Source organism: Streptomyces sp. NPDC030820 (genome assembly GCF_055572075.1).
In genome coordinates this window covers 94,657-111,219 of record NZ_JBVIEB010000016.1, presented here as the reverse complement: position 1 = coordinate 111,219, position 16,563 = coordinate 94,657, and the positions used below count along the sequence as shown (strand labels likewise).

Here is a 16,563-nt window from a genome sequence, read left to right as displayed (position 1 = left end):
CCATGACAGCCCGCGCGGCGCCGCGACGCGCGCGGCCGGACCCCATTCGCGGGACGGGCGCGCCCGGCCGGGTGACAAAACCGCCCGCCGGTTTCGGCACCGCCGGCCGCGGCGGCCACCCCGGCGGGTATGCGTCCGCACCACCAGGGAGGTTTTCCGTCCCCGGTGCAGGTGACTCGGCAGGTGCTGACCGGATCGTCCGCTTCGCACCCCACCGGGGAGGTCCCTCCATGAGCACCAAGGTCTCCGACCACATCCTCGAGCGCCTGCGCGCCTGGGGCGTGGAACAGGTCTTCGGTTATCCGGGCGACGGCATCAACGGGCTGCTCGCCGCATGGGGCCGGGCCGAGGACCGGCCGAGGTTCATCCAGTCCCGGCACGAGGAGATGTCCGCGTTCGAGGCGGTCGGATACGCGAAGTTCAGCGGCCGTATCGGGGTGTGCGCGGCGACGTCGGGACCGGGCGCCATCCATCTGCTCAACGGCCTGTACGACGCCAAGCTCGACCATGTGCCGGTACTGGCGGTCGTCGGCCAGACCGACCGCTCCGCGATGGGCGGCTCCTACCAGCAGGAAGTCGATCTGCACACGCTGTTCAAGGACGTCGCCTCGGACTTCCTGGAGACGGTGACGGTCCCCGAACAACTGCCGAACGTGCTGGACCGGGCCATGCGCACCGCCTACGCCCGGCGCTGCCCGACCGCTCTGATCATCCCTGGTGACGTGCAGGAACTGGACTACTCACCGCCGACGCACGAGTTCAAGATGGTGCCCTCCAGCATGGGCATGAGCGACTACACGGCGACCCCGACGGACGAGGCGCTGCGCCGGGCGGCGGACGTGCTGAACGCGGGCGACAAGGTGGCGATCCTGGTGGGCCAGGGCGCGGCCGGTGCGGTCGCGGAGGTGCAGGAGATCGCCGGGCTGCTCGGCGCGGGCGTGGCGAAGGCGCTGCTCGGCAAGGACGTCCTCAGCGACGAACTGCCGTACGTCACCGGGCCGATCGGGCTGCTGGGCAGCCGGCCGTCGTACGAGCTGATGCGGGACTGCGACACCCTGCTGACGATCGGGTCGTCGTTCCCGTACACGCAGTTCATGCCGGACTTCGGCAAGGCGCGGGGGGTGCAGATCGACATCGACCCGCACATGATCGGGATGCGCTTCCCCTACGAGGTGAATCTCGTCGGTGACGCTAGGGCGACGCTGCGCCGGCTGATCCCGCTGCTGAGCAGCGACCGGGGCGGGCGCGAGTGGTACGACACGGTGTGCGCGAACGTACAGCGCTGGCACGAGACGATGGAGCGGCGGGCCGGTCTGTCGGCCGATCCCATCAATCCCGAGTACGTGGCCCGGGCGCTGGATCCGCTGCTGCCGGAGAACGCGATCCTGACCTCCGACTCCGGCTCGGTGGCCAACTGGTACGCGCGGCACATCACGATGCGGCCGGGCATGCGCGGTTCGCTGTCCGGGACGCTGGCCACGATGGGACCGGGCGTGCCGTATGCGATCGGCGCGAAGTTCGCGCATCCGGACCGGCCGGTGTTCGCGCTGGTCGGCGATGGCGCGATGCAGATGAACGGCCTGACGGAGATGATCACGGCGGCGAAGTACCGGGACCGCTGGTCGGATCCGCGGCTGGTGGTGGGCGTGTGGAACAACCAGGACCTGAATCAGGTGACCTGGGAGATGCGCGCCATGGAGGGCGCCCCGTCGTTCCTGCCCTCGCAGGCGATCCCGGACGTGCAGTACGCGGCGTTCGCCCGCTCGCTGGGTCTGACCGGCGTCCGGGTGGAGAAGCCGGAGGACGTGGAGGCGGGCTGGCGGGCGGCTCTGCAGGCCGACGGGCCGTGCGTGATCGAGTTCCTCACCGATCCCGCCGTACCGCCGATCCCGCCGCACGCGACCTGGGAGCAGATGGAGGCGACAGCGGCGTCGATCCTGAAGGGGGACACCGACCGCAGGTCGGTGGTCAAGCAGGGCTTCAAGGCCAAGGTGCAGGAGTTCCTGCCCGGCAAGGACAAGGGCTAGGCCCGGCAAGGACAAGGGCTAGCCCCCTGTGGAGGTTGACATGCAGCGAGGCAGTGACCGGCTGAACGTCCACCGGGACGATGAGATGAAACACGAGCTGAAGGGTCTGCTGCGGTCCGGCCACCCGACACGGGTGGAGGAGTGGCACGACCCGGAGCCGGCCGCGGACGACGACCCTGAGGTGTGGAGCGGACCCGTGGGCGGCCTGGGCTCACCGGCGTCGCTGGAGCGGGTGCGGTCGGAGCTGGCCCGCACCCTGAGCCGTGGCTCGTTCCCGGCGACCGCCCGTGACCTGGCCCGGATGCTGCGCCGGCACAACGCACCGACCGCACTGGTCGACGCGGTGGCCGGGCTGCCCCACTCGGCACGCTACGAGAACGTGCAGCAGCTGGCCGAGGCGCTGGCGAGCGGCGCATGAGCCGGTGAGCCGGGGCCGGGCGACCGATGTCGCGAGGGATGCCGGCGAGAAGAACACGGAAGGAGAGTGAGGAGTCATGCGCATCGCGTTTCTCGCGGCGCCCCAGGGTGTGGAGCAGGTCGAGCTGACCGAGCCGTGGAAGGCGGCCTCCGACGCCGGGCACGAGCCGGTGCTGGTGTCCACGAAACCGGGGAAGATCCAGGCGTTCGACCATCTCGACAAGGGCGACACGTTCGACGTGGACGAGGTGGTGGGCGAGTCGTCGGCGGGGTCGTTCGGCGGTCTCGTGCTGCCCGGCGGGGTGGCCAATCCCGACTTTCTGCGGATGGACGACAAGGCCGTGGCGTTCGTGAAGGACTTCTTCGAGCAGGGCCGCCCGGTCGCCGCGATCTGCCACGCGCCGTGGACGCTGGTGGAGGCGGACGTCGTACGGGGCCGGGTGCTGACGTCCTGGCCGAGTCTGCGGACGGACATCCGCAACGCGGGCGGCACCTGGGTGGACGAGCAGGTGAAGATCTGCGACCACGGGTCCAACCAGTTGGTCACCAGCCGCAAGCCGGATGATCTGAAGGCGTTCTGCGACGCGTTCCTGCACGTGTTCGCCGGTGAGGCCGGCTGAGCTGCCGCTTCCCGTGAGGGGCCGGCCCGTGCGGGGCCGGTCCTTCCCTGTGCCCGCCCGGCCGCTCAGGTGCCGGAGGCCTCCGGAGTCGCCGCCTCGCCGCACCGCCGTTCCCGGGCGCCCTCACGGGTGCGGCCCGCGCTGATCAGACGGCGCGGGTTGCGGCGCAGATACTCGCCCTCCAGCTGCGCCATGCGCTCGTTGTGGGTCCGCAGCGCGTCGTTCGAGCCGTACAGGAGGGTGTCGTGGCGCGTGCGGTGGATCGTCTCCAGCTCCTTCATGAGCTGCTGGTCGTCCAGTCGGCTGGGGTCGACTCCGGTCATGTGGTGCCCCGCTCGTCGTGTCCGTGTCCTTGTGTCCCGGCCCGGGTACCCGCCCGGCAGGCACTGCCCCCGAGGAGTTTCCGGGAGGAATCCATGGAGCTCGCGTTCCTGAATCCACTGTACGAACATCCGGGGTCCTGGGCCTCCGCATACATCGACACCTCTTTGCACACGGAGGACCAGCAGCAACGGCGTCATCTGATCGCGGAAGCGGTCACCCGGGAACTGGCCCGGCTGGGGGCGGACGAGCCCACCTGCCGGGCGGTGCACGACGCCCTGGAGGCTCTGCGGCACGCGCCGGAGCCGTACGGCCGGGCCGTGTTCGCCCGGGACGGCGAGGTGGTCCTGGAGGTGCCGCTGACGCGGGGTCCCCAGGACGGCGAGGCCTACTGGGGTGCGCTGCCCCGGGTGACACCGCTGCTCGACCTCGCCGGTGAGGACCCGCTGTCGCTGGTGGCCTACATCGACCGGACCGGAGCCCGCATCGAACTGCGCAGCGCGCTGCTGCACGAGGAGGCCGGGCAGGTGACGGGCAGCCGGCAGTGGCCGATGCACCGGTCGAAGGCCTCCGACTGGTCCGAGCGGCACTTCCAGCTGAAGGTGGAGGACACCTGGGAACACAACGCGCGTGAAGTCGCCGAGGCGCTGGCCGCGTGCCAGGAGGAGACCGGCGCCGATCTGCTGATCCTGTGCGGGGACGACCGGGAGCGCAGGTCGGTGCACGAGCAGCTGCCGAAGGCACTGCAGGGCCGTGCGGTGGAGACGTCGCGCGGCAAGGACAGCGAGCTGCTGCCGCAGGAGGTGGAGGAGATACGCGCCGAGCACGTACGGCAGCGCATCCTGGCGGAGGTGGACCGGTTCCGTGCGGCGCGGGCGCCGGACGAGGAGCGGCGGTCGGCGGCCGTCGAGGGGGTGCCGCAGCTGATCGAGGCGGCGCGCGAGCACCGGCTCGCCGAGCTGCTGATCCGCCCGGACGCGCCCGACACCCAGCGCGAGGTGTGGATCGGCGAGGACCCGGACCAGCTGGCCGCCCGCCGCGACGAGCTGCGGACCGTCGGCCAGCAGCAGGCATGGCCGGCCCGGGCCGACGACGCGCTGGTGCGGGCGGCCGTGGTGACCGACGCACCAGTGGTGTCGCTGACCCCGGTACTCCAGGAGACCGGCGAGGAGGTCGCCCCGGGCGGCCTGGGCGCACTGCTGCGCTGGAAGTGACAAGACGACAGGGCCTAGCGGACGCGCTCCACGCGGCGCTCGTCCCACACCGGCGCCGGCGTCTCGCGGACGCGTCCGTCGGCGCCGAAGACCAGGTAGCGGTCGAAGGAGCGGGCGAACCAGCGGTCGTGGGTGACCGCGAGGACCGTGCCCTCGAAGGCCTCCAGGCCCTCCTGCAGGGCCTCGGCCGACTCCAGGTCGAGGTTGTCGGTCGGCTCGTCCAGCAGCAGCGCGGTCGCGCCCGCCAGCTCCAGCAGCAGGATCTGGAAGCGGGCCTGCTGGCCGCCGGAGAGCCGGTCGAAGGCCTGTTCGGCCTGCTGGGTCAGCTCGTAGCGGCGCAGCCGGGACATGGCGGCGCCACGGTCCTGGGAGTGCTCCTTCCACAGGATGTCGAGGAGGGTACGGCCGTCGAGCTCGGGGTGCGCATGGGTCTGTGCGAAGTGGCCGGGGACGACGCGTGCGCCGAGCTTCCACTCCCCGGTGTGCGCGACGTCCTCGCCGGCCAGCAGGCGCAGGAAGTGCGACTTGCCTGAGCCGTTGGAGCCGAGGACGGCGACCCGTTCGCCGTAGAACACCTCCAGGTCGAAGGGGCGCATGAGGCCGGTCAGTTCGAGTCCCTTGCAGGTGACGGCTCTCACCCCGGTACGACCGCCCTTCAGACGCATGGTGATGTCCTGCTCGCGCGGCGGCTCCGGGGGTGGGCCGGCCTCCTCGAACTTGCGCAGCCGGGTCTGGGCGGCTGCGTACCGGGAGGCCATCTCATGGCTGACGGCGGCTGCCTGGCGGAGGTTCAGGACCAGCTTCTTCAGCTGCGCGTGCTTCTCGTCCCAGCGGCGGCGCAGCTCCTCGAAGCGGGCGAAGCGTTCCCGGCGGGCCTCGTGGTAGGTGGCGAAGCCGCCGCCGTGCACCCAGGCGTCGGCGCCGGCCGGGCCCGGTTCCACGGAGACGATCTTCTCGGCGGCGCGGGCGAGGAGTTCACGGTCGTGGGAAACGAACAGGACCGTCTTGCGGGTCTCCTTGAGCTGCTCCTCCAGCCAGCGTTTGCCGGGCACGTCGAGGTAGTTGTCCGGCTCGTCCAGCAGCAGCACCTCGTCGGTGCCGCGCAGCAGCGCCTCCAGCACGAGGCGTTTCTGCTCGCCGCCGGAGAGGGTGCGCACCTGGCGCCACTGGGCGCGCTCGTAGGGCGTGCCGAGGGCCGCGGTGGTGCACATGTCCCAGAGGGTCTCGGCCTCATAGCCGCGCGCCTCGGCCCAGTCGGCGAGCGCCTGCGCGTAGGCCAGCTGGGCGGCCTCGTCGTCGACGGTCATGATGGCGTGCTCGGCCTCGTCGACCGCCCTGGCCGCCTCGCGGATGCGGGGCGGAGCGACGGACACGAGCAGGTCCCGTACGGTCGTCTCGTCCCGTACGGAGCCCACGAACTGGCGCATCACACCGAGGCCGCCGCTGACGGTGACGGTGCCGGCGTGCGGCTTCAGCTCGCCGGAGATCAGCCGGAGGAGCGTGGTCTTGCCGGCGCCGTTCGGGCCGACCAGGGCGACGGCGGCGCCTTCGCCGACGCGGAAGGACACGTCCCCGAGCAGGGTCCTCCCGTCGGGGAGGTGGTACTCGAGGTGCGCGGCTTCCAGATGTCCCATGGGGAGGCATTCTCCGGGCCGCCCTCGGCCACGGGCAACCGGTTATCGAACGGCGACGGCACTGCGCCGGTCCGGACCACCGGCCTCCTGACCTGCGGCCCCCTCCACATCGCGCTGGGGGCCCCCTTCGCATACGCCACTCGCCGGCGCTCGGCTCATCCCCGCACGGGGCGCTCCCCGGGATTCAGCCACCGGATCGGCCGCGCGCCGCCTACCCGGCCCCCTACCCCGCCGTATCCACCGGCTCCCCGGCCGGGCCCGCCTCTCCCGCCGGCTCCACCGTGGCGCCCTCCCAGGACAGGGCCTTCCAGCCGTCGGACGGGGAGCCCTCCAGGACGACCACGCCGGTGTTGCCCAGGGGGCGGGCGGCGGCGAAGGGGACGTCGACGTTGTCGGCGCGGGCGGAGGTCCACAGGCGGATCGCGGCGCCGTGGCTGACCATGGCGACCGTACCGGCACCGCTCGCGGCGGCCTCCGCCACCACGGCGTCGTACCGGGCCAGGGCCTCCTCGCCGCTCTCCCCGCCGGGGATGCGCGGCGCGGTGTCGCCGACCGCCCAGGCGAAGATCGTGCGCATGTACGCGCGGCCCTCGGCGGACTCGCCGGGCAGCAGCTCCAGGTCGCCCGCGGACACCTCGCGGATGCCGTCGCGGACGATCACCCGAAGGCCCCGGGCGGCGGCCAGCGGGGCCGCGGTGAGCCGGGTGCGCAGCAGTGTGGAGGCGTAGACGGCCTCGATGTCCTCGTCGGCGAGCGCCCGGGGCAGTGCGGCGGCCTGCGCCTCGCCGAGCGGGGTCAGTCCCGGTCCGGGCACGGCGGTGTCCAGCAGGTGGTCCACGTTGGACGGGGTCTCACCGTGACGGACGAGGAGCAGGCGCATACGGGAGAACTCCTTACGCGCCGGCCGATGCCCGGCGCGGACAGGCACAAGAAACGGGCACTTCAGGGTAACCGGACCCCATGAGCCCAGACCTGGACCTGACCGACCTGGACCCGACCGCCCGCTCGGCCGCCCGGCGCGCACTGTGCCGGCTGCTGGATCTGGACGGCCGGCTGTTCGAGGCGGCCGCCGCCTGGCACTGGCCCGGCGCCGAGCGGGTGCTGCCCCGCCTCAGCCACAGCGCGAACCACGGGGTGCTGTGGTTCACGACGGCCGCCGCGATGGCCGCGAGCCGCACCCCGAGGGCCCGCCGGGCGGCCGGGCGGGGCCTGGCCTCCCTCAGCGTGGCCTCACTGGCCATCAACACGATCGGCAAACGCTCGGTGCGCCGGACCCGCCCGGTACTGGACCCGGTGCCGCTGGTGCGGCAGCTCAAGCGGCAGCCGATCACCACGTCGTTCCCGTCCGGGCACTCCGCATCGGCGGCCGCGTTCGCGACCGGGGTCGCGCTGGAGTCCCCGGCGTGGGGCGTGGCGCTGGCGCCGGTGGCGTTCTCGGTGGCGGCCTCCCGGGTGTACACGGGCGTGCACTTCCCGAGCGATGTGCTGGCCGGGGCGGCCCTCGGCGCGGGCGCGGCCTTCCTGGTACGCCGGCTGGTGCCGACCCGCGCGCAGATGCGGCGGCGGTCCCGGCCGCGCGCGCAGGCGCCGGCGCTGCCGGAGGGCGACGGTCTGGTGGTGGTCGCCAACCGCGGCTCGGGGACGGCCGACCGGATCCGTGCGCTGCAGGGCGCGCTGCCGCAGGCGGAGATCGTCGAGTGCGCGCCGGAGGAGGTCGGCGACGAGCTGACGAAGGCTGCGGCCCGGGCCCGGGCGCTGGGGGTGTGCGGCGGTGACGGCACCGTGAACGCGGCCGCGAGGATCGCCCTCGAACACGGGCTGCCGCTCGCGGTGCTGCCGGGAGGCACCCTCAATCACTTCGCCCTCGACCTGGGCGTGGAGGACGAGCGCGATCTGGCCCGTGCGGTCCGGCACGGCGAGGCGGTGCGGGTGGACGCGGTCCGCTATGTCGCCGGCGAGCGCGAGGGCCTGTTCCTGAACACGCTGAGCCTGGGTGTCTACCCCGAGCTGGTGCGCGTGCGGGACCGCTGGGCGCCCCGGATCGGCGGGTGGCCGGCCGGGCTGCTGGGCGCGCTGCGGGTGTTGCGCGCGGACCGGCATCCGCTGGAGGTGGAGCTGGGCGGTGAACGGCGGCCGCTGTGGCTGCTGTTCGTCGGCAACGGCGTCTACCACCGCATGGGGCTCGCGCCGGGCCGCCGTACCGATCTCGCGGACGGGCTGCTGGACGTGCGGGTGGTGCACGGCAGCCGGCGGCCCGCCCTGCGGCTGCTGGCCGCTGCCGCCGCGGGCCCGCTCACCCGCTCTCCTGCCCATTCGGCGGTGCAGGTGAAGCGGCTCCGGCTGACCGGTGTCACGCCGGGCACTCCCATGGCGTACGACGGCGAGGTGAGAGCCGTGTCGGGCGAGGTGACCGTGGAGAAGCTGCCGGAGGCCCTGACGGTCTACTGCCCGCTGACCGCGGCTCCTTGACGGTCGGTCAGGCGAAGTACCTGAACGCCCTACGTCCAGTATATGAAACAACGGTCTCATTATTCGGCACGCGCGCGTACCGTGATGCGTACCAGCGGTGACGAGGGTGAAGGGGAACAGCCATGCCGAAAGCGCAGGAGACCGCCGTCTACACGCACGGGCACCACGAGTCGGTGCTGCGGTCGCACATCTGGCGGACCGCCGAGAACTCCGCGGCCTATCTGCTGGGTTCGCTGAAGCCCCACATGAAGATCCTGGACATCGGCTGCGGGCCGGGCACCATCACGGCCGACCTGGCGGAACGGGTCCCGGACGGCCAGGTCACCGGCGTCGACCACGCGCCGGGCATCCTGGAGCAGGCCAGGGCCACCGCCGCCGCGCGCGGCCTGGCCAACGTCGACTTCGCGGTCGCCGACGTGCACGCCCTGGACTACCCGGACGACACCTTCTGCGTGGTCCACGCCCACCAGGTGCTGCAGCACGTCGGCGACCCGGTACAGGCGCTGCGCGAGATGCGGCGGGTGACGAAGCCGGGCGGGTTCATCGCCGTACGCGACGCGGACTACGCGGCGATGACCTGGTACCCGGCGGTGCCCGGCCTGGAGGACTGGCTGGACCTGTACGAGCGGGTGGCCCGGGCCAACGGTGGCGAGCCCGACGCCGGGCGCCGGCTGACGGCGTGGGCGCTGGCCGCAGGGCTGACCGACATCACCGCCACGTCCAGCACCTGGACCTTCGCCACACCCGAGGAGCGGGCCTGGTGGAGCGGCTTGTGGGCGGACCGCACTCTGACCTCCGCCTACGCGGAACGGGCCACGCAGGGCGGTCACGCGACGCAGGACCAGCTGCGGGCCGTGTCCGAGGCGTGGCGGGAATGGGGACGGCGGGAGGACGGCTGGTTCGCGGTCCTGCACGGGGAGATTCTGTGCCGCAAAGAAGCCTGATCCGCGTATTTCGGGAAACCTGGAATGCAGGAGGTTCAATTATGGTCCCCATCCTGCTGGTACTGCTTCTGGCGCTCCTTCTTTTCGGCGTCGGATTCGCGGTGAAGATGCTCTGGTGGATTGCCCTGGCAGTGCTGGTCGTCTGGCTGCTGGGTTTCCTGGTGCGCAGCACGACCGCCGCCGGCGGCAGGGGCCGCTGGTACCGGTGGTGACGTGAGCCAGTCCCGGGGAGGCAGCGGTCCGAGCGGCCCGAGGTCCGGATTCAGGTCCTCGGGCCGCGGTCCGTAGCGCCCTCGCACCGTTGCACGACGGTCACGGTGCCGCCTCCCCGACGAACGAATAGCAGGCCCAGGGGCCGGTGAGTTCCACCCGGATTCCGGGTGCCTCGTCCTTCGTACGGTCCACCACTTCCACGAATTCCTCGCAATGTGTACGGGGCACCAGATAGGCCGCGTTGAGGAGGTTCCCGCCGGGCTCGGCGGAAAGCGCGGAATTCTGCGGGGCATGCAGCCGGGAATCCTCGGCGTACTCGGAAAGCCGCTCGTGCAGCGACCGGGCGAACGCCTCGGCCTGCTGCCATCGCTCCTCATGGGCATGGGTGCTCTCACGGCGCCGGCGCAGATAGTCCCGGCCGCTCGCGGGACCTTCGGCGGGGGCGGCTTCGGCGGGCGCGGGCGCCAGGTACAGCTTCACTCCCCACTCCACCCGGCCCTCCAGCCGGTCGAGGGTGCGCAGGAAGTCCTCCTCGCGGGCCTCGATCATGGTGCGGACCCCGCTGTCGTCCCGGAAGACGGTCGCGAGCCGGAGCGGCAGCGGGGTGGTGACCGTGGTGAGCGCGTCGATCACGCCCTGGTGCGCACGGGCGGTCGCGGCCAGCCAGTCCAGATCCTCCAGGTGCGCCTTCAGGGCCTCCTCGCAGAAGTCGGCCGCGGGGACCTGACTGACCACCGCGATCAGCTCGTGGTGGCGCAGCAGCGCCGGCGGGACACCCGCGACGCCCGTGAGCTGGGACTGCAGGGGTTTCTCGAAGGGGCGGCAGACGGCGTAGACGTAGCGCAGTCCGGTCATGGTGCCTCCTTCGGTGCGCCGGTGTGGCCGTACGGCCCGGGGAACCGGCCGGGCACCGTCGTCGACGGCTCCCGCGCCCGGCCGGAACAGACGGTTTTCTTCAGGTCCAGCCTGGCCCGCCGACCCCGGGCGCGCCACAGCTCGCCGGTCTGCTCCAGGGCATGGAAGGTCATGGCACCGTCCGTAGTCTCCCTGTCACCCGTCAGGAGCCGAGGTCCGCGAGCCGCTGCCGGGCCGGCCCCAGGGCGCGGCCCCGGCCCGGCAGTCCGGACCAGGGGTCGGTGCCGGCCTGGTCGACGGCGTCGGCGATCGTCCAGCGGCGGGCGTCGAGCCCGGGGTCGTCCAACTGCTCCCAGGCGAGGGGTACCGCGACGGGGGCGCCGGGGCGGGCGCGGACGGTGTAGGGGGCGACGGCGGTCTGCGCGTACGCGTTGCGCTGCACATCGAGGTAGAGACGGTCGCCGCGGTCCTCCTTGCGGGCGGCCGTGGTGAGCCGGTCCGGATGCCGGGAGGCCAGCAACTCGGCCACATCGCGGGCGAATTCACGGACCTCGTCGAAGTTCTGGCGGCCGTCGAGATGGACGACGAGATGGACTCCGCGCGAGCCGGTGGTCATCGGGGCGGTGGGCAGTTCCAGTTCGTCCAGCAGCTCCCGCAACCAGCCGGCCGCCTCGCGCACGGGGGCGAAGTCGTCGCCGGGTGGATCGAGGTCGAAGACGAGCTGGTCGGGGTGGTCGGGGCCGCCGGCCCGGTCGGTGCGGGAGAGCCAGCGGTGCAGGGTGAGGCAGGCCTGGTCGGCGAGGTAGAGGAGGGTGGCGGTGTCGTCGCAGACGGCATGCGTGACCGTGCCGCCCTCCTTGGGAACCTCGGCGCGGGTGATCCAGTCCGGGTAGTGCTCCGGGATGTTCTTCTGCATGAAGCGCTGCCCGTCCAGGCCGTCCGGATACCGCTCCAGCATCAGCGGACGCCCCCGCAGGTGCGGCAGCATGTACGGCGCGACGGACCGGTAGTAGTCGGCGAGATCGCCCTTGGTGTACTCCTCGGCGCCGGCGCCGCCCGGGAAGAGCACCTTCCCGGGCCGCTGGATCTCCACCGTGCGGCGGCCCGCCCGTACGGCCCGGGCGTCCGTGTCGTTCATCGCACGACCGCCTCCTCCACCAGCAGCTTGGCCGCCGCCGCGATGCCCACCGCGTCGATGCCGGCCGCGTTCAGCTGCTCGTCGGGCGCGGCCGAGCCGGGCATGGTGCGCACCGCCAGCCGGACCAGCCGGGGCACGGGCCGGCCGTCGGCGAACGCCTCCGCGACGGCGTCGCCGAGACCGCCCTCGGCGTGGTGGTCCTCCACGGTGAGCAGACAGCCGGTCTCCTCGGCGGCCCGGTGCAGCGTCTCGGCGTCGACGGGCTTGACGGAGTACAGGTCGATCACCCGTACCCGGATGCCGTCCGCGGCGAGCCGGTCGGCCGCGGCGAGCGCCTCGGGCACGGTGACCCCGGCCGCGACGACCGTCAGCCGGTCCTCCTCACTGGAGACGAGCGTCTTGCTGCCGCCCACCGGGAACTCCTCGTCGGGGCCGTAGATCACCGGTGTCTTGCCGCGCGAGGTGCGCAGATAGCGGATCCCGTCGAGGCCGGCCATGGCCGCGACCAGCCGGGCGGTCTGGTTGCCGTCGCACGGGTACAGCACGGTCGAGCCGTGCAGGGCGCGGAACATCGCCAGGTCCTCCAGGCCCATCTGGGAGGGCCCGTCCTGGCCGATCGCGACACCGGCGTGCGAGCCGACCAGGTTGATGCCGGAGCCGCTGATGGACGCCATCCGCACGAAATCGTGGGCGCGGGTGAGAAACGCGGCGAACGTCGAGGCGTACGGCAACCAGCCCCGCGCGGCCATGCCGACGGCCGCGGCGACCATCTGCTGCTCGGCGATGTAGCACTCGAAGAACCGGTCGGGGTGCGCCTTGGCGAACTCCTCGGTGCGGGTGGAGTCGCCGACCTCGCCGTCCAGGGCGACCACATCGCCCCGCGCGCTGCCGAGTGCGGCGAGGGCCGCACCGAAGGCGTCCCGGGTCGCGACCTCGTCGCCCTCGTCGTAGCGCGGCAGCTGGAGCGCCTCGGTCGTCAGGTCGCGCAGCGCGGCGGCGGCCGGCGGTTCGTGGACGCACACATGCAGCTCGCGCGGCCCGCCGAGTTCGGCGACGGCCTCCTCGGCGTCCGGCACCGGCTTTCCGTGATGGCCCTCCAGGTCCTCGACGGCGGCGACGCCCTTGCCCTTGAGGGTGCGGGCGAGGATCGCCACGGGCTGCCCGGCCGTGGACAGCGCCTCGCCGTAGGCCCGGTCGATCTTGTCGACGTCGTGGCCGTCGATCTCGACGGTGTGCCAGCCGAAGGCCTGGAAGCGGCGGGCGTAGGCGTCCAGGTCGTGGCCGTGCCGGGTCGGGCCGCGCTGGCCGAGCCGGTTGACGTCCACGATCGCGATCAGATTGTCCAGGTGCTCGTGCCCGGCGTGTTCGGCGGCCTCCCACACCGAGCCCTCCGCCAGCTCACTGTCGCCGCACAGCACCCACACCCGGTATCCGGTGCGCTCCAGCCGCTTGCCGGCGAGGGCGATGCCGACCCCGACCGGCAGTCCCTGGCCGAGGGATCCGGTGGCCGTCTCCACCCAGGGCAGCCGCCGGGGCGTCGGATGTCCTTCGAGCCGGCTGCCGAGCTTGCGGAAGGTGAGCAGCTCGCCGTCCTCGATGGCACCGGCCGCCTTGTACACGGCGTACAGCAGGGGCGAGGCGTGTCCCTTGGACAGCACGAAGCGGTCGTTGGCGGGGTGCTCGGGGCGTTCGAAGTCGTAGCGCAGATGGTTGGCGAGCAGCACGGCCATCAGATCGGCGGCGGACATCGAGGACGTGGGGTGCCCGGATCCCGCGGCGGCGGACGCCCGCACGCTGTCCACGCGCAACTGCTGTCCCAGTTCGGCGAGTTCGGCGGTGTTCATGAGTCTCCTTGCAGTGAGTCGAGGGGTACGGCCCGCGGGGGGTCACTCGCCGGCGGGGTCCGGGGGGTCGGCGCGCTTGACCGGGCCGGGAGCCGGGTGATCCGGGGCGTCGGCCCGCCTGACCGGGCCGGATGCCGGGTGATCCGGGGCGTCGGCCCGCCTGACCGGGCCGGGAGCCGGGTGATCCGGGGCATCGGCCCGCCTGACCGGGCCGGATGCCGGGTGATCCGGGGCATCGGCCCGCCTGACCGGGCCGGGAGCCGGGTGGTCCCCGCGCGCGGCGGCCGGCGATCCGCCGCCGGGTTCCCCTGCTCCGGCCCGTTCCGCTGCTCCGGCTCGCTCCGGTCCGTCCCCCTGTTCAGATCCGTCCGGCCGTTTCGGTTCACCCGCCCGCTCCGGCCCGCCCGGTACGCGGGCCAGCTCCGGAGAGGCCGTGTCCAGGGGGACCGACCAGGACCGCACGAGGCCCAACTGGACGCCCTGGCGTGGCAGGACGGCGTCCAGCAGCCAGTCGGCGGCCACCCGCACCCGGTTGCCGGGCAGCGCCGCCAGGTGGTACCCGCGGGTGACCACACCGGCCGCCGGGCCGGACAGCGGGATGCCGAACGGGTTGGCGGCGGCCCGGGTCCCGCCGAGGTCGACGGCGAAACCCAGGTCGCGGTGGCGGTAGGGCCGCCGGCGCCGGCCGAGGCCGAGCGAGGCGGCCACGTTCTCCCCGGCCACCCGGCCCTGCCGCCACGCGTGCTGGGCCGTCATCGGCGTGAACTTCCCCGGGTGCTCCAGGTCCGGTACGGCGGCCGCGTCCCCGCAGCCGAACACCTCCGGCCGGCCCGGCACCTGCAGATACGGGTCGACGATCAGCCGGCCCTTCTCCAGCGGCTGCCCGACCGCCTCCACCAGCGGATCGGGCCGTACCCCGACACACCACACCAGCGTCCGGGACGCGACGAACTCGCCGTCGGTGAGCAGCACCCCGTCATGGGTGGCCTCCTTCACCGACGTGCCCATGCGCACGTCGACACCGCGCGCCCGCAGCACCCGGTCGGCCGTGCGGGACAGCCGCTCGTCCATCTCCGGCAGCACGCGCGGCGCCACGTCCAGCAGGATCCAGCGCGGCCGGGATCCGGCGGGCAGCGGATGCCGGCGGACCAGCTGATCGGTGAGCAACTGCATCTGCGCGGCCACCTCGGTGCCGGTGTAGCCGGCGCCGACCACGACGAAGGTGCAGCGGGCCGCGCAGACCTTCGGGTCGTCCTCCGTGCCGGCCAGCTCCACCTGCCGGGTCACGTGGTCGCGCAGGTACAGCGCCTCGGGCAGCCCGCGGAAACCGTGCGCGTGCTCGGCGACCCCGGGGATGGGCAGCAGCTTGTTGACGCTGCCGACACACAGCACCAGCCGGTCGTAGGTGAGGGTGCCGATGCCGCCCTCGGCGTCGGAGTAGTGGACCGTACGGCCGTCGAGGTCGACATGGTCCGCCTCGCCGAGCACCATCCGCACCCCGTGCAGGGTGCCCGGCAGCGACACGGTGACCCTGCGGGCCTCCAGGATGCCGGCGGCGACCTGGGGCAGCAGCGGTAGATACAGGAAGTAGTCGGTCGGGTTCAGCAAGGTGACGTCGGCCCGGTTCCGGGTCAGCCGGGCCACTGTGCGGGCAGCCCGGTACCCGGCGAAACCGGCGCCGACGATCACGACATGAGGTCGGCTCACGGTGCGCCTCCGGCGGTGTGGCTCGTCCGAGGTTTTCCGCGTAACCGGCGCCGGGGCACCCAAACGCCGGGCGGGTCACCCGTACGCCGGTCGGAGCACCCGAACGCCGCGCCACGCCCACGGCGTTTCGCGCGCCAGGCGCCGGTTACCCGGCCCCGGACCGAATCACACTGCGTCAACGCCGCCCGCGCGGAGGTTTTCCCATGCCCGAGTACGGCTATTTCCTGGCCAGCGAGGAGCACAGCCCCGCCGACCTCGTCGAACAGGCCCGGATGGCCGAGCAGGCCGGCTTCCGGGCGCTGTGGATCTCCGACCACTTCCACCCGTGGAACGACGCGCAGGGGGAGAGTTCGTTCGTGTGGTCGGTGATCGGCGCACTGTCGGAGGCGGTGTCGCTGCCCATCGAGACGGCGGTGACCTGCCCGACCGTGCGGATGCACCCGGCGGTGACGGCCCAGGCCGCGGCGACCAGCGCGGTGCTGACCGAGGGCCGTTTCCGGCTGGGCCTCGGCACCGGTGAGGCGCTCAACGAGCACATCCTCGGCGACCGCTGGCCGCCGGTGCATGTCCGCCTGGAGATGCTGGAGGAGGCCGTCCAGGTGATGCGCCGGCTGTTCACCGGCGAGGAGGTCAACCACCAGGGCACGCACTACACCGTGGAGAACGCCCGCCTCTACACCGTCCCCGAGAAACCCGTCCCGATCGACATCTCCGGCTTCGGGCCGAAGGCGACGTCGCTCGCCGCCCGGGTGGGCGACGGGTACATCACGATGATGCCGGAGGAGGAGATGGTCACGCAGTTCCGCAAGGGCGGGGGCGGAACGAAGCCGGTGAGCGGCGGTACGAAGGTCTGCTACGGCGCCGATCGCGAGGAGTGCGTCCGTACGGTGCACCGGCTCTGGTACAACGAGCTGCTGCCCGGGGAGATGGGGCAGGTGCTGCCGTCGCCGCGGCACTTCGAGCAGCTGCGGGAGCTGGTCACCGAGGACATGGTGCGGGCGAAGGTCGTGTGCGGGGACGATGTCGACCAGCATGTGTCCACGCTGACGGCGTTCGCCGACGCCGGGTTCGACCGGGTGTACGTGAACCAGATCGGGGCCGATCAGAGGGGGTTCTTCGACTTCTACCGGACCAAGGTGCTGCCGCGGCTCGGCGGGTGA

16 protein-coding genes and 1 pseudogene are annotated in these 16,563 nt (G+C 72.6%); 8 read left to right on the top strand and 9 right to left on the bottom strand.

Going from position 1 to position 16,563, the window contains the following annotated elements:
• Positions 1-230 precede the first annotated feature (230 nt).
• From ACZ418_RS35230 to ACZ418_RS35220, 3 genes are all read left to right on the top strand, one after another.
• Positions 231-2,027 carry a thiamine pyrophosphate-requiring protein gene (locus ACZ418_RS35230; RefSeq protein ID WP_468371195.1) on the top strand — a complete coding sequence of 599 codons (1,797 nt, stop codon included), beginning with the start codon at positions 231-233 and terminating at the stop codon, positions 2,025-2,027.
• Between the two features lie 40 nt (positions 2,028-2,067).
• Complete coding sequence (locus tag ACZ418_RS35225; RefSeq protein WP_388633819.1) at positions 2,068-2,445, top strand: DUF2795 domain-containing protein; 378 nt, start codon at positions 2,068-2,070, stop codon at positions 2,443-2,445.
• 76 nt (positions 2,446-2,521) lie between these two features.
• On the top strand, positions 2,522-3,064 hold the full coding sequence (locus ACZ418_RS35220; protein ID WP_451005744.1) for a type 1 glutamine amidotransferase domain-containing protein: 543 nt from the start codon (positions 2,522-2,524) through the stop codon (positions 3,062-3,064).
• Positions 3,065-3,129: 65 nt separating this feature from the next.
• Here the strand turns inward: ACZ418_RS35220 and ACZ418_RS35215 are convergent, their stop codons facing one another.
• The gene (locus ACZ418_RS35215) at positions 3,130-3,387 is read right to left on the bottom strand and encodes a DUF6158 family protein (RefSeq protein ID WP_468371193.1); all 258 of its coding nucleotides are present in this window, start codon (positions 3,385-3,387) and stop codon (positions 3,130-3,132) included.
• A 93-nt stretch (positions 3,388-3,480) separates the two neighbouring features.
• Between ACZ418_RS35215 and ACZ418_RS35210 the strand changes: the two genes are divergently transcribed.
• The gene (locus ACZ418_RS35210; protein WP_468371191.1) at positions 3,481-4,599 is read left to right on the top strand and encodes a baeRF2 domain-containing protein; all 1,119 of its coding nucleotides are present in this window, start codon (positions 3,481-3,483) and stop codon (positions 4,597-4,599) included.
• 14 nt (positions 4,600-4,613) lie between these two features.
• On the opposite strand, the gene ACZ418_RS35205 is transcribed toward ACZ418_RS35210, so the two are convergent.
• Both ACZ418_RS35205 and ACZ418_RS35200 read right to left on the bottom strand, forming a co-directional pair.
• The gene (locus tag ACZ418_RS35205; protein ID WP_468371190.1) at positions 4,614-6,233 is read right to left on the bottom strand and encodes an ABC-F family ATP-binding cassette domain-containing protein; all 1,620 of its coding nucleotides are present in this window, start codon (positions 6,231-6,233) and stop codon (positions 4,614-4,616) included.
• Positions 6,234-6,456: 223 nt separating this feature from the next.
• On the bottom strand, positions 6,457-7,113 hold the full coding sequence (locus ACZ418_RS35200) for a histidine phosphatase family protein (RefSeq protein WP_468371188.1): 657 nt from the start codon (positions 7,111-7,113) through the stop codon (positions 6,457-6,459).
• Between the two features lie 80 nt (positions 7,114-7,193).
• Between ACZ418_RS35200 and ACZ418_RS35195 the strand changes: the two genes are divergently transcribed.
• The 3 genes from ACZ418_RS35195 (at position 7,194) to ACZ418_RS35185 (ending at position 9,858) form a co-directional block, all read left to right on the top strand.
• Positions 7,194-8,702, top strand: a complete 1,509-nt coding sequence (locus tag ACZ418_RS35195) for a phosphatase PAP2 family protein (RefSeq protein WP_468371186.1) — start codon at positions 7,194-7,196, stop codon at positions 8,700-8,702.
• A 122-nt stretch (positions 8,703-8,824) separates the two neighbouring features.
• Complete coding sequence (locus tag ACZ418_RS35190; RefSeq protein ID WP_468371185.1) at positions 8,825-9,646, top strand: class I SAM-dependent methyltransferase; 822 nt, start codon at positions 8,825-8,827, stop codon at positions 9,644-9,646.
• A 41-nt stretch (positions 9,647-9,687) separates the two neighbouring features.
• Positions 9,688-9,858 carry a hydrophobic protein gene (locus ACZ418_RS35185; protein ID WP_468371184.1) on the top strand — a complete coding sequence of 57 codons (171 nt, stop codon included), beginning with the start codon at positions 9,688-9,690 and terminating at the stop codon, positions 9,856-9,858.
• Positions 9,859-9,867: 9 nt separating this feature from the next.
• Here the strand turns inward: ACZ418_RS35185 and ACZ418_RS35180 are convergent.
• The 6 genes and pseudogenes from ACZ418_RS35180 to ACZ418_RS35155 all read right to left on the bottom strand — a co-directional run.
• Positions 9,868-9,942: pseudogene (locus ACZ418_RS35180) on the bottom strand (gas vesicle protein K); the annotation flags it as partial.
• 16 nt (positions 9,943-9,958) lie between these two features.
• Positions 9,959-10,714, bottom strand: coding sequence for a GvpL/GvpF family gas vesicle protein (locus tag ACZ418_RS35175; RefSeq protein WP_468371183.1), 756 nt, complete (start codon positions 10,712-10,714; stop codon positions 9,959-9,961).
• Complete coding sequence (locus ACZ418_RS35170) at positions 10,711-10,887, bottom strand: hypothetical protein (RefSeq protein ID WP_468371181.1); 177 nt, start codon at positions 10,885-10,887, stop codon at positions 10,711-10,713. Before ACZ418_RS35170 ends, ACZ418_RS35175 begins: the two co-directional genes overlap by 4 nt.
• Positions 10,888-10,916: 29 nt before the next feature.
• Positions 10,917-11,852, bottom strand: coding sequence for a non-homologous end-joining DNA ligase (ligD, locus tag ACZ418_RS35165; RefSeq protein WP_468371179.1), 936 nt, complete (start codon positions 11,850-11,852; stop codon positions 10,917-10,919).
• A complete protein-coding gene (locus ACZ418_RS35160; RefSeq protein ID WP_468371178.1) occupies positions 11,849-13,696 on the bottom strand; it encodes a transketolase in 1,848 nt (615 codons plus the stop codon). The genes ligD and ACZ418_RS35160 overlap by 4 nt, the downstream gene beginning before the upstream one ends.
• Positions 13,697-13,738: 42 nt before the next feature.
• Positions 13,739-15,403 (bottom strand): NAD(P)/FAD-dependent oxidoreductase, encoded by a 1,665-nt coding sequence (locus ACZ418_RS35155; RefSeq protein WP_468371177.1) that lies wholly within the window; start codon positions 15,401-15,403, stop codon positions 13,739-13,741.
• Positions 15,404-15,606: 203 nt separating this feature from the next.
• Here ACZ418_RS35155 and ACZ418_RS35150 point away from each other — a divergent pair, with 203 nt between their 5' ends.
• The gene (locus ACZ418_RS35150; protein WP_468371175.1) at positions 15,607-16,563 is read left to right on the top strand and encodes an LLM class F420-dependent oxidoreductase; all 957 of its coding nucleotides are present in this window, start codon (positions 15,607-15,609) and stop codon (positions 16,561-16,563) included.

Coding starts and splice junctions, on each gene's coding strand:
- ACZ418_RS35230 (WP_468371195.1), top strand. CDS start 231: ATGAGCACCAAGGTCTCCGACCACATCCTCGAGCGCCTGCGCGCCTGG.
- ACZ418_RS35225 (WP_388633819.1), top strand. CDS start 2,068: ATGCAGCGAGGCAGTGACCGGCTGAACGTCCACCGGGACGATGAGATG.
- ACZ418_RS35220 (WP_451005744.1), top strand. CDS start 2,522: ATGCGCATCGCGTTTCTCGCGGCGCCCCAGGGTGTGGAGCAGGTCGAG.
- ACZ418_RS35215 (WP_468371193.1), bottom strand. CDS start 3,387: ATGACCGGAGTCGACCCCAGCCGACTGGACGACCAGCAGCTCATGAAG.
- ACZ418_RS35210 (WP_468371191.1), top strand. CDS start 3,481: ATGGAGCTCGCGTTCCTGAATCCACTGTACGAACATCCGGGGTCCTGG.
- ACZ418_RS35205 (WP_468371190.1), bottom strand. CDS start 6,233: ATGGGACATCTGGAAGCCGCGCACCTCGAGTACCACCTCCCCGACGGG.
- ACZ418_RS35200 (WP_468371188.1), bottom strand. CDS start 7,113: ATGCGCCTGCTCCTCGTCCGTCACGGTGAGACCCCGTCCAACGTGGAC.
- ACZ418_RS35195 (WP_468371186.1), top strand. CDS start 7,194: ATGAGCCCAGACCTGGACCTGACCGACCTGGACCCGACCGCCCGCTCG.
- ACZ418_RS35190 (WP_468371185.1), top strand. CDS start 8,825: ATGCCGAAAGCGCAGGAGACCGCCGTCTACACGCACGGGCACCACGAG.
- ACZ418_RS35185 (WP_468371184.1), top strand. CDS start 9,688: ATGGTCCCCATCCTGCTGGTACTGCTTCTGGCGCTCCTTCTTTTCGGC.
- ACZ418_RS35175 (WP_468371183.1), bottom strand. CDS start 10,714: ATGACCGGACTGCGCTACGTCTACGCCGTCTGCCGCCCCTTCGAGAAA.
- ACZ418_RS35170 (WP_468371181.1), bottom strand. CDS start 10,887: ATGACCTTCCATGCCCTGGAGCAGACCGGCGAGCTGTGGCGCGCCCGG.
- ligD (WP_468371179.1), bottom strand. CDS start 11,852: ATGAACGACACGGACGCCCGGGCCGTACGGGCGGGCCGCCGCACGGTG.
- ACZ418_RS35160 (WP_468371178.1), bottom strand. CDS start 13,696: ATGAACACCGCCGAACTCGCCGAACTGGGACAGCAGTTGCGCGTGGAC.
- ACZ418_RS35150 (WP_468371175.1), top strand. CDS start 15,607: ATGCCCGAGTACGGCTATTTCCTGGCCAGCGAGGAGCACAGCCCCGCC.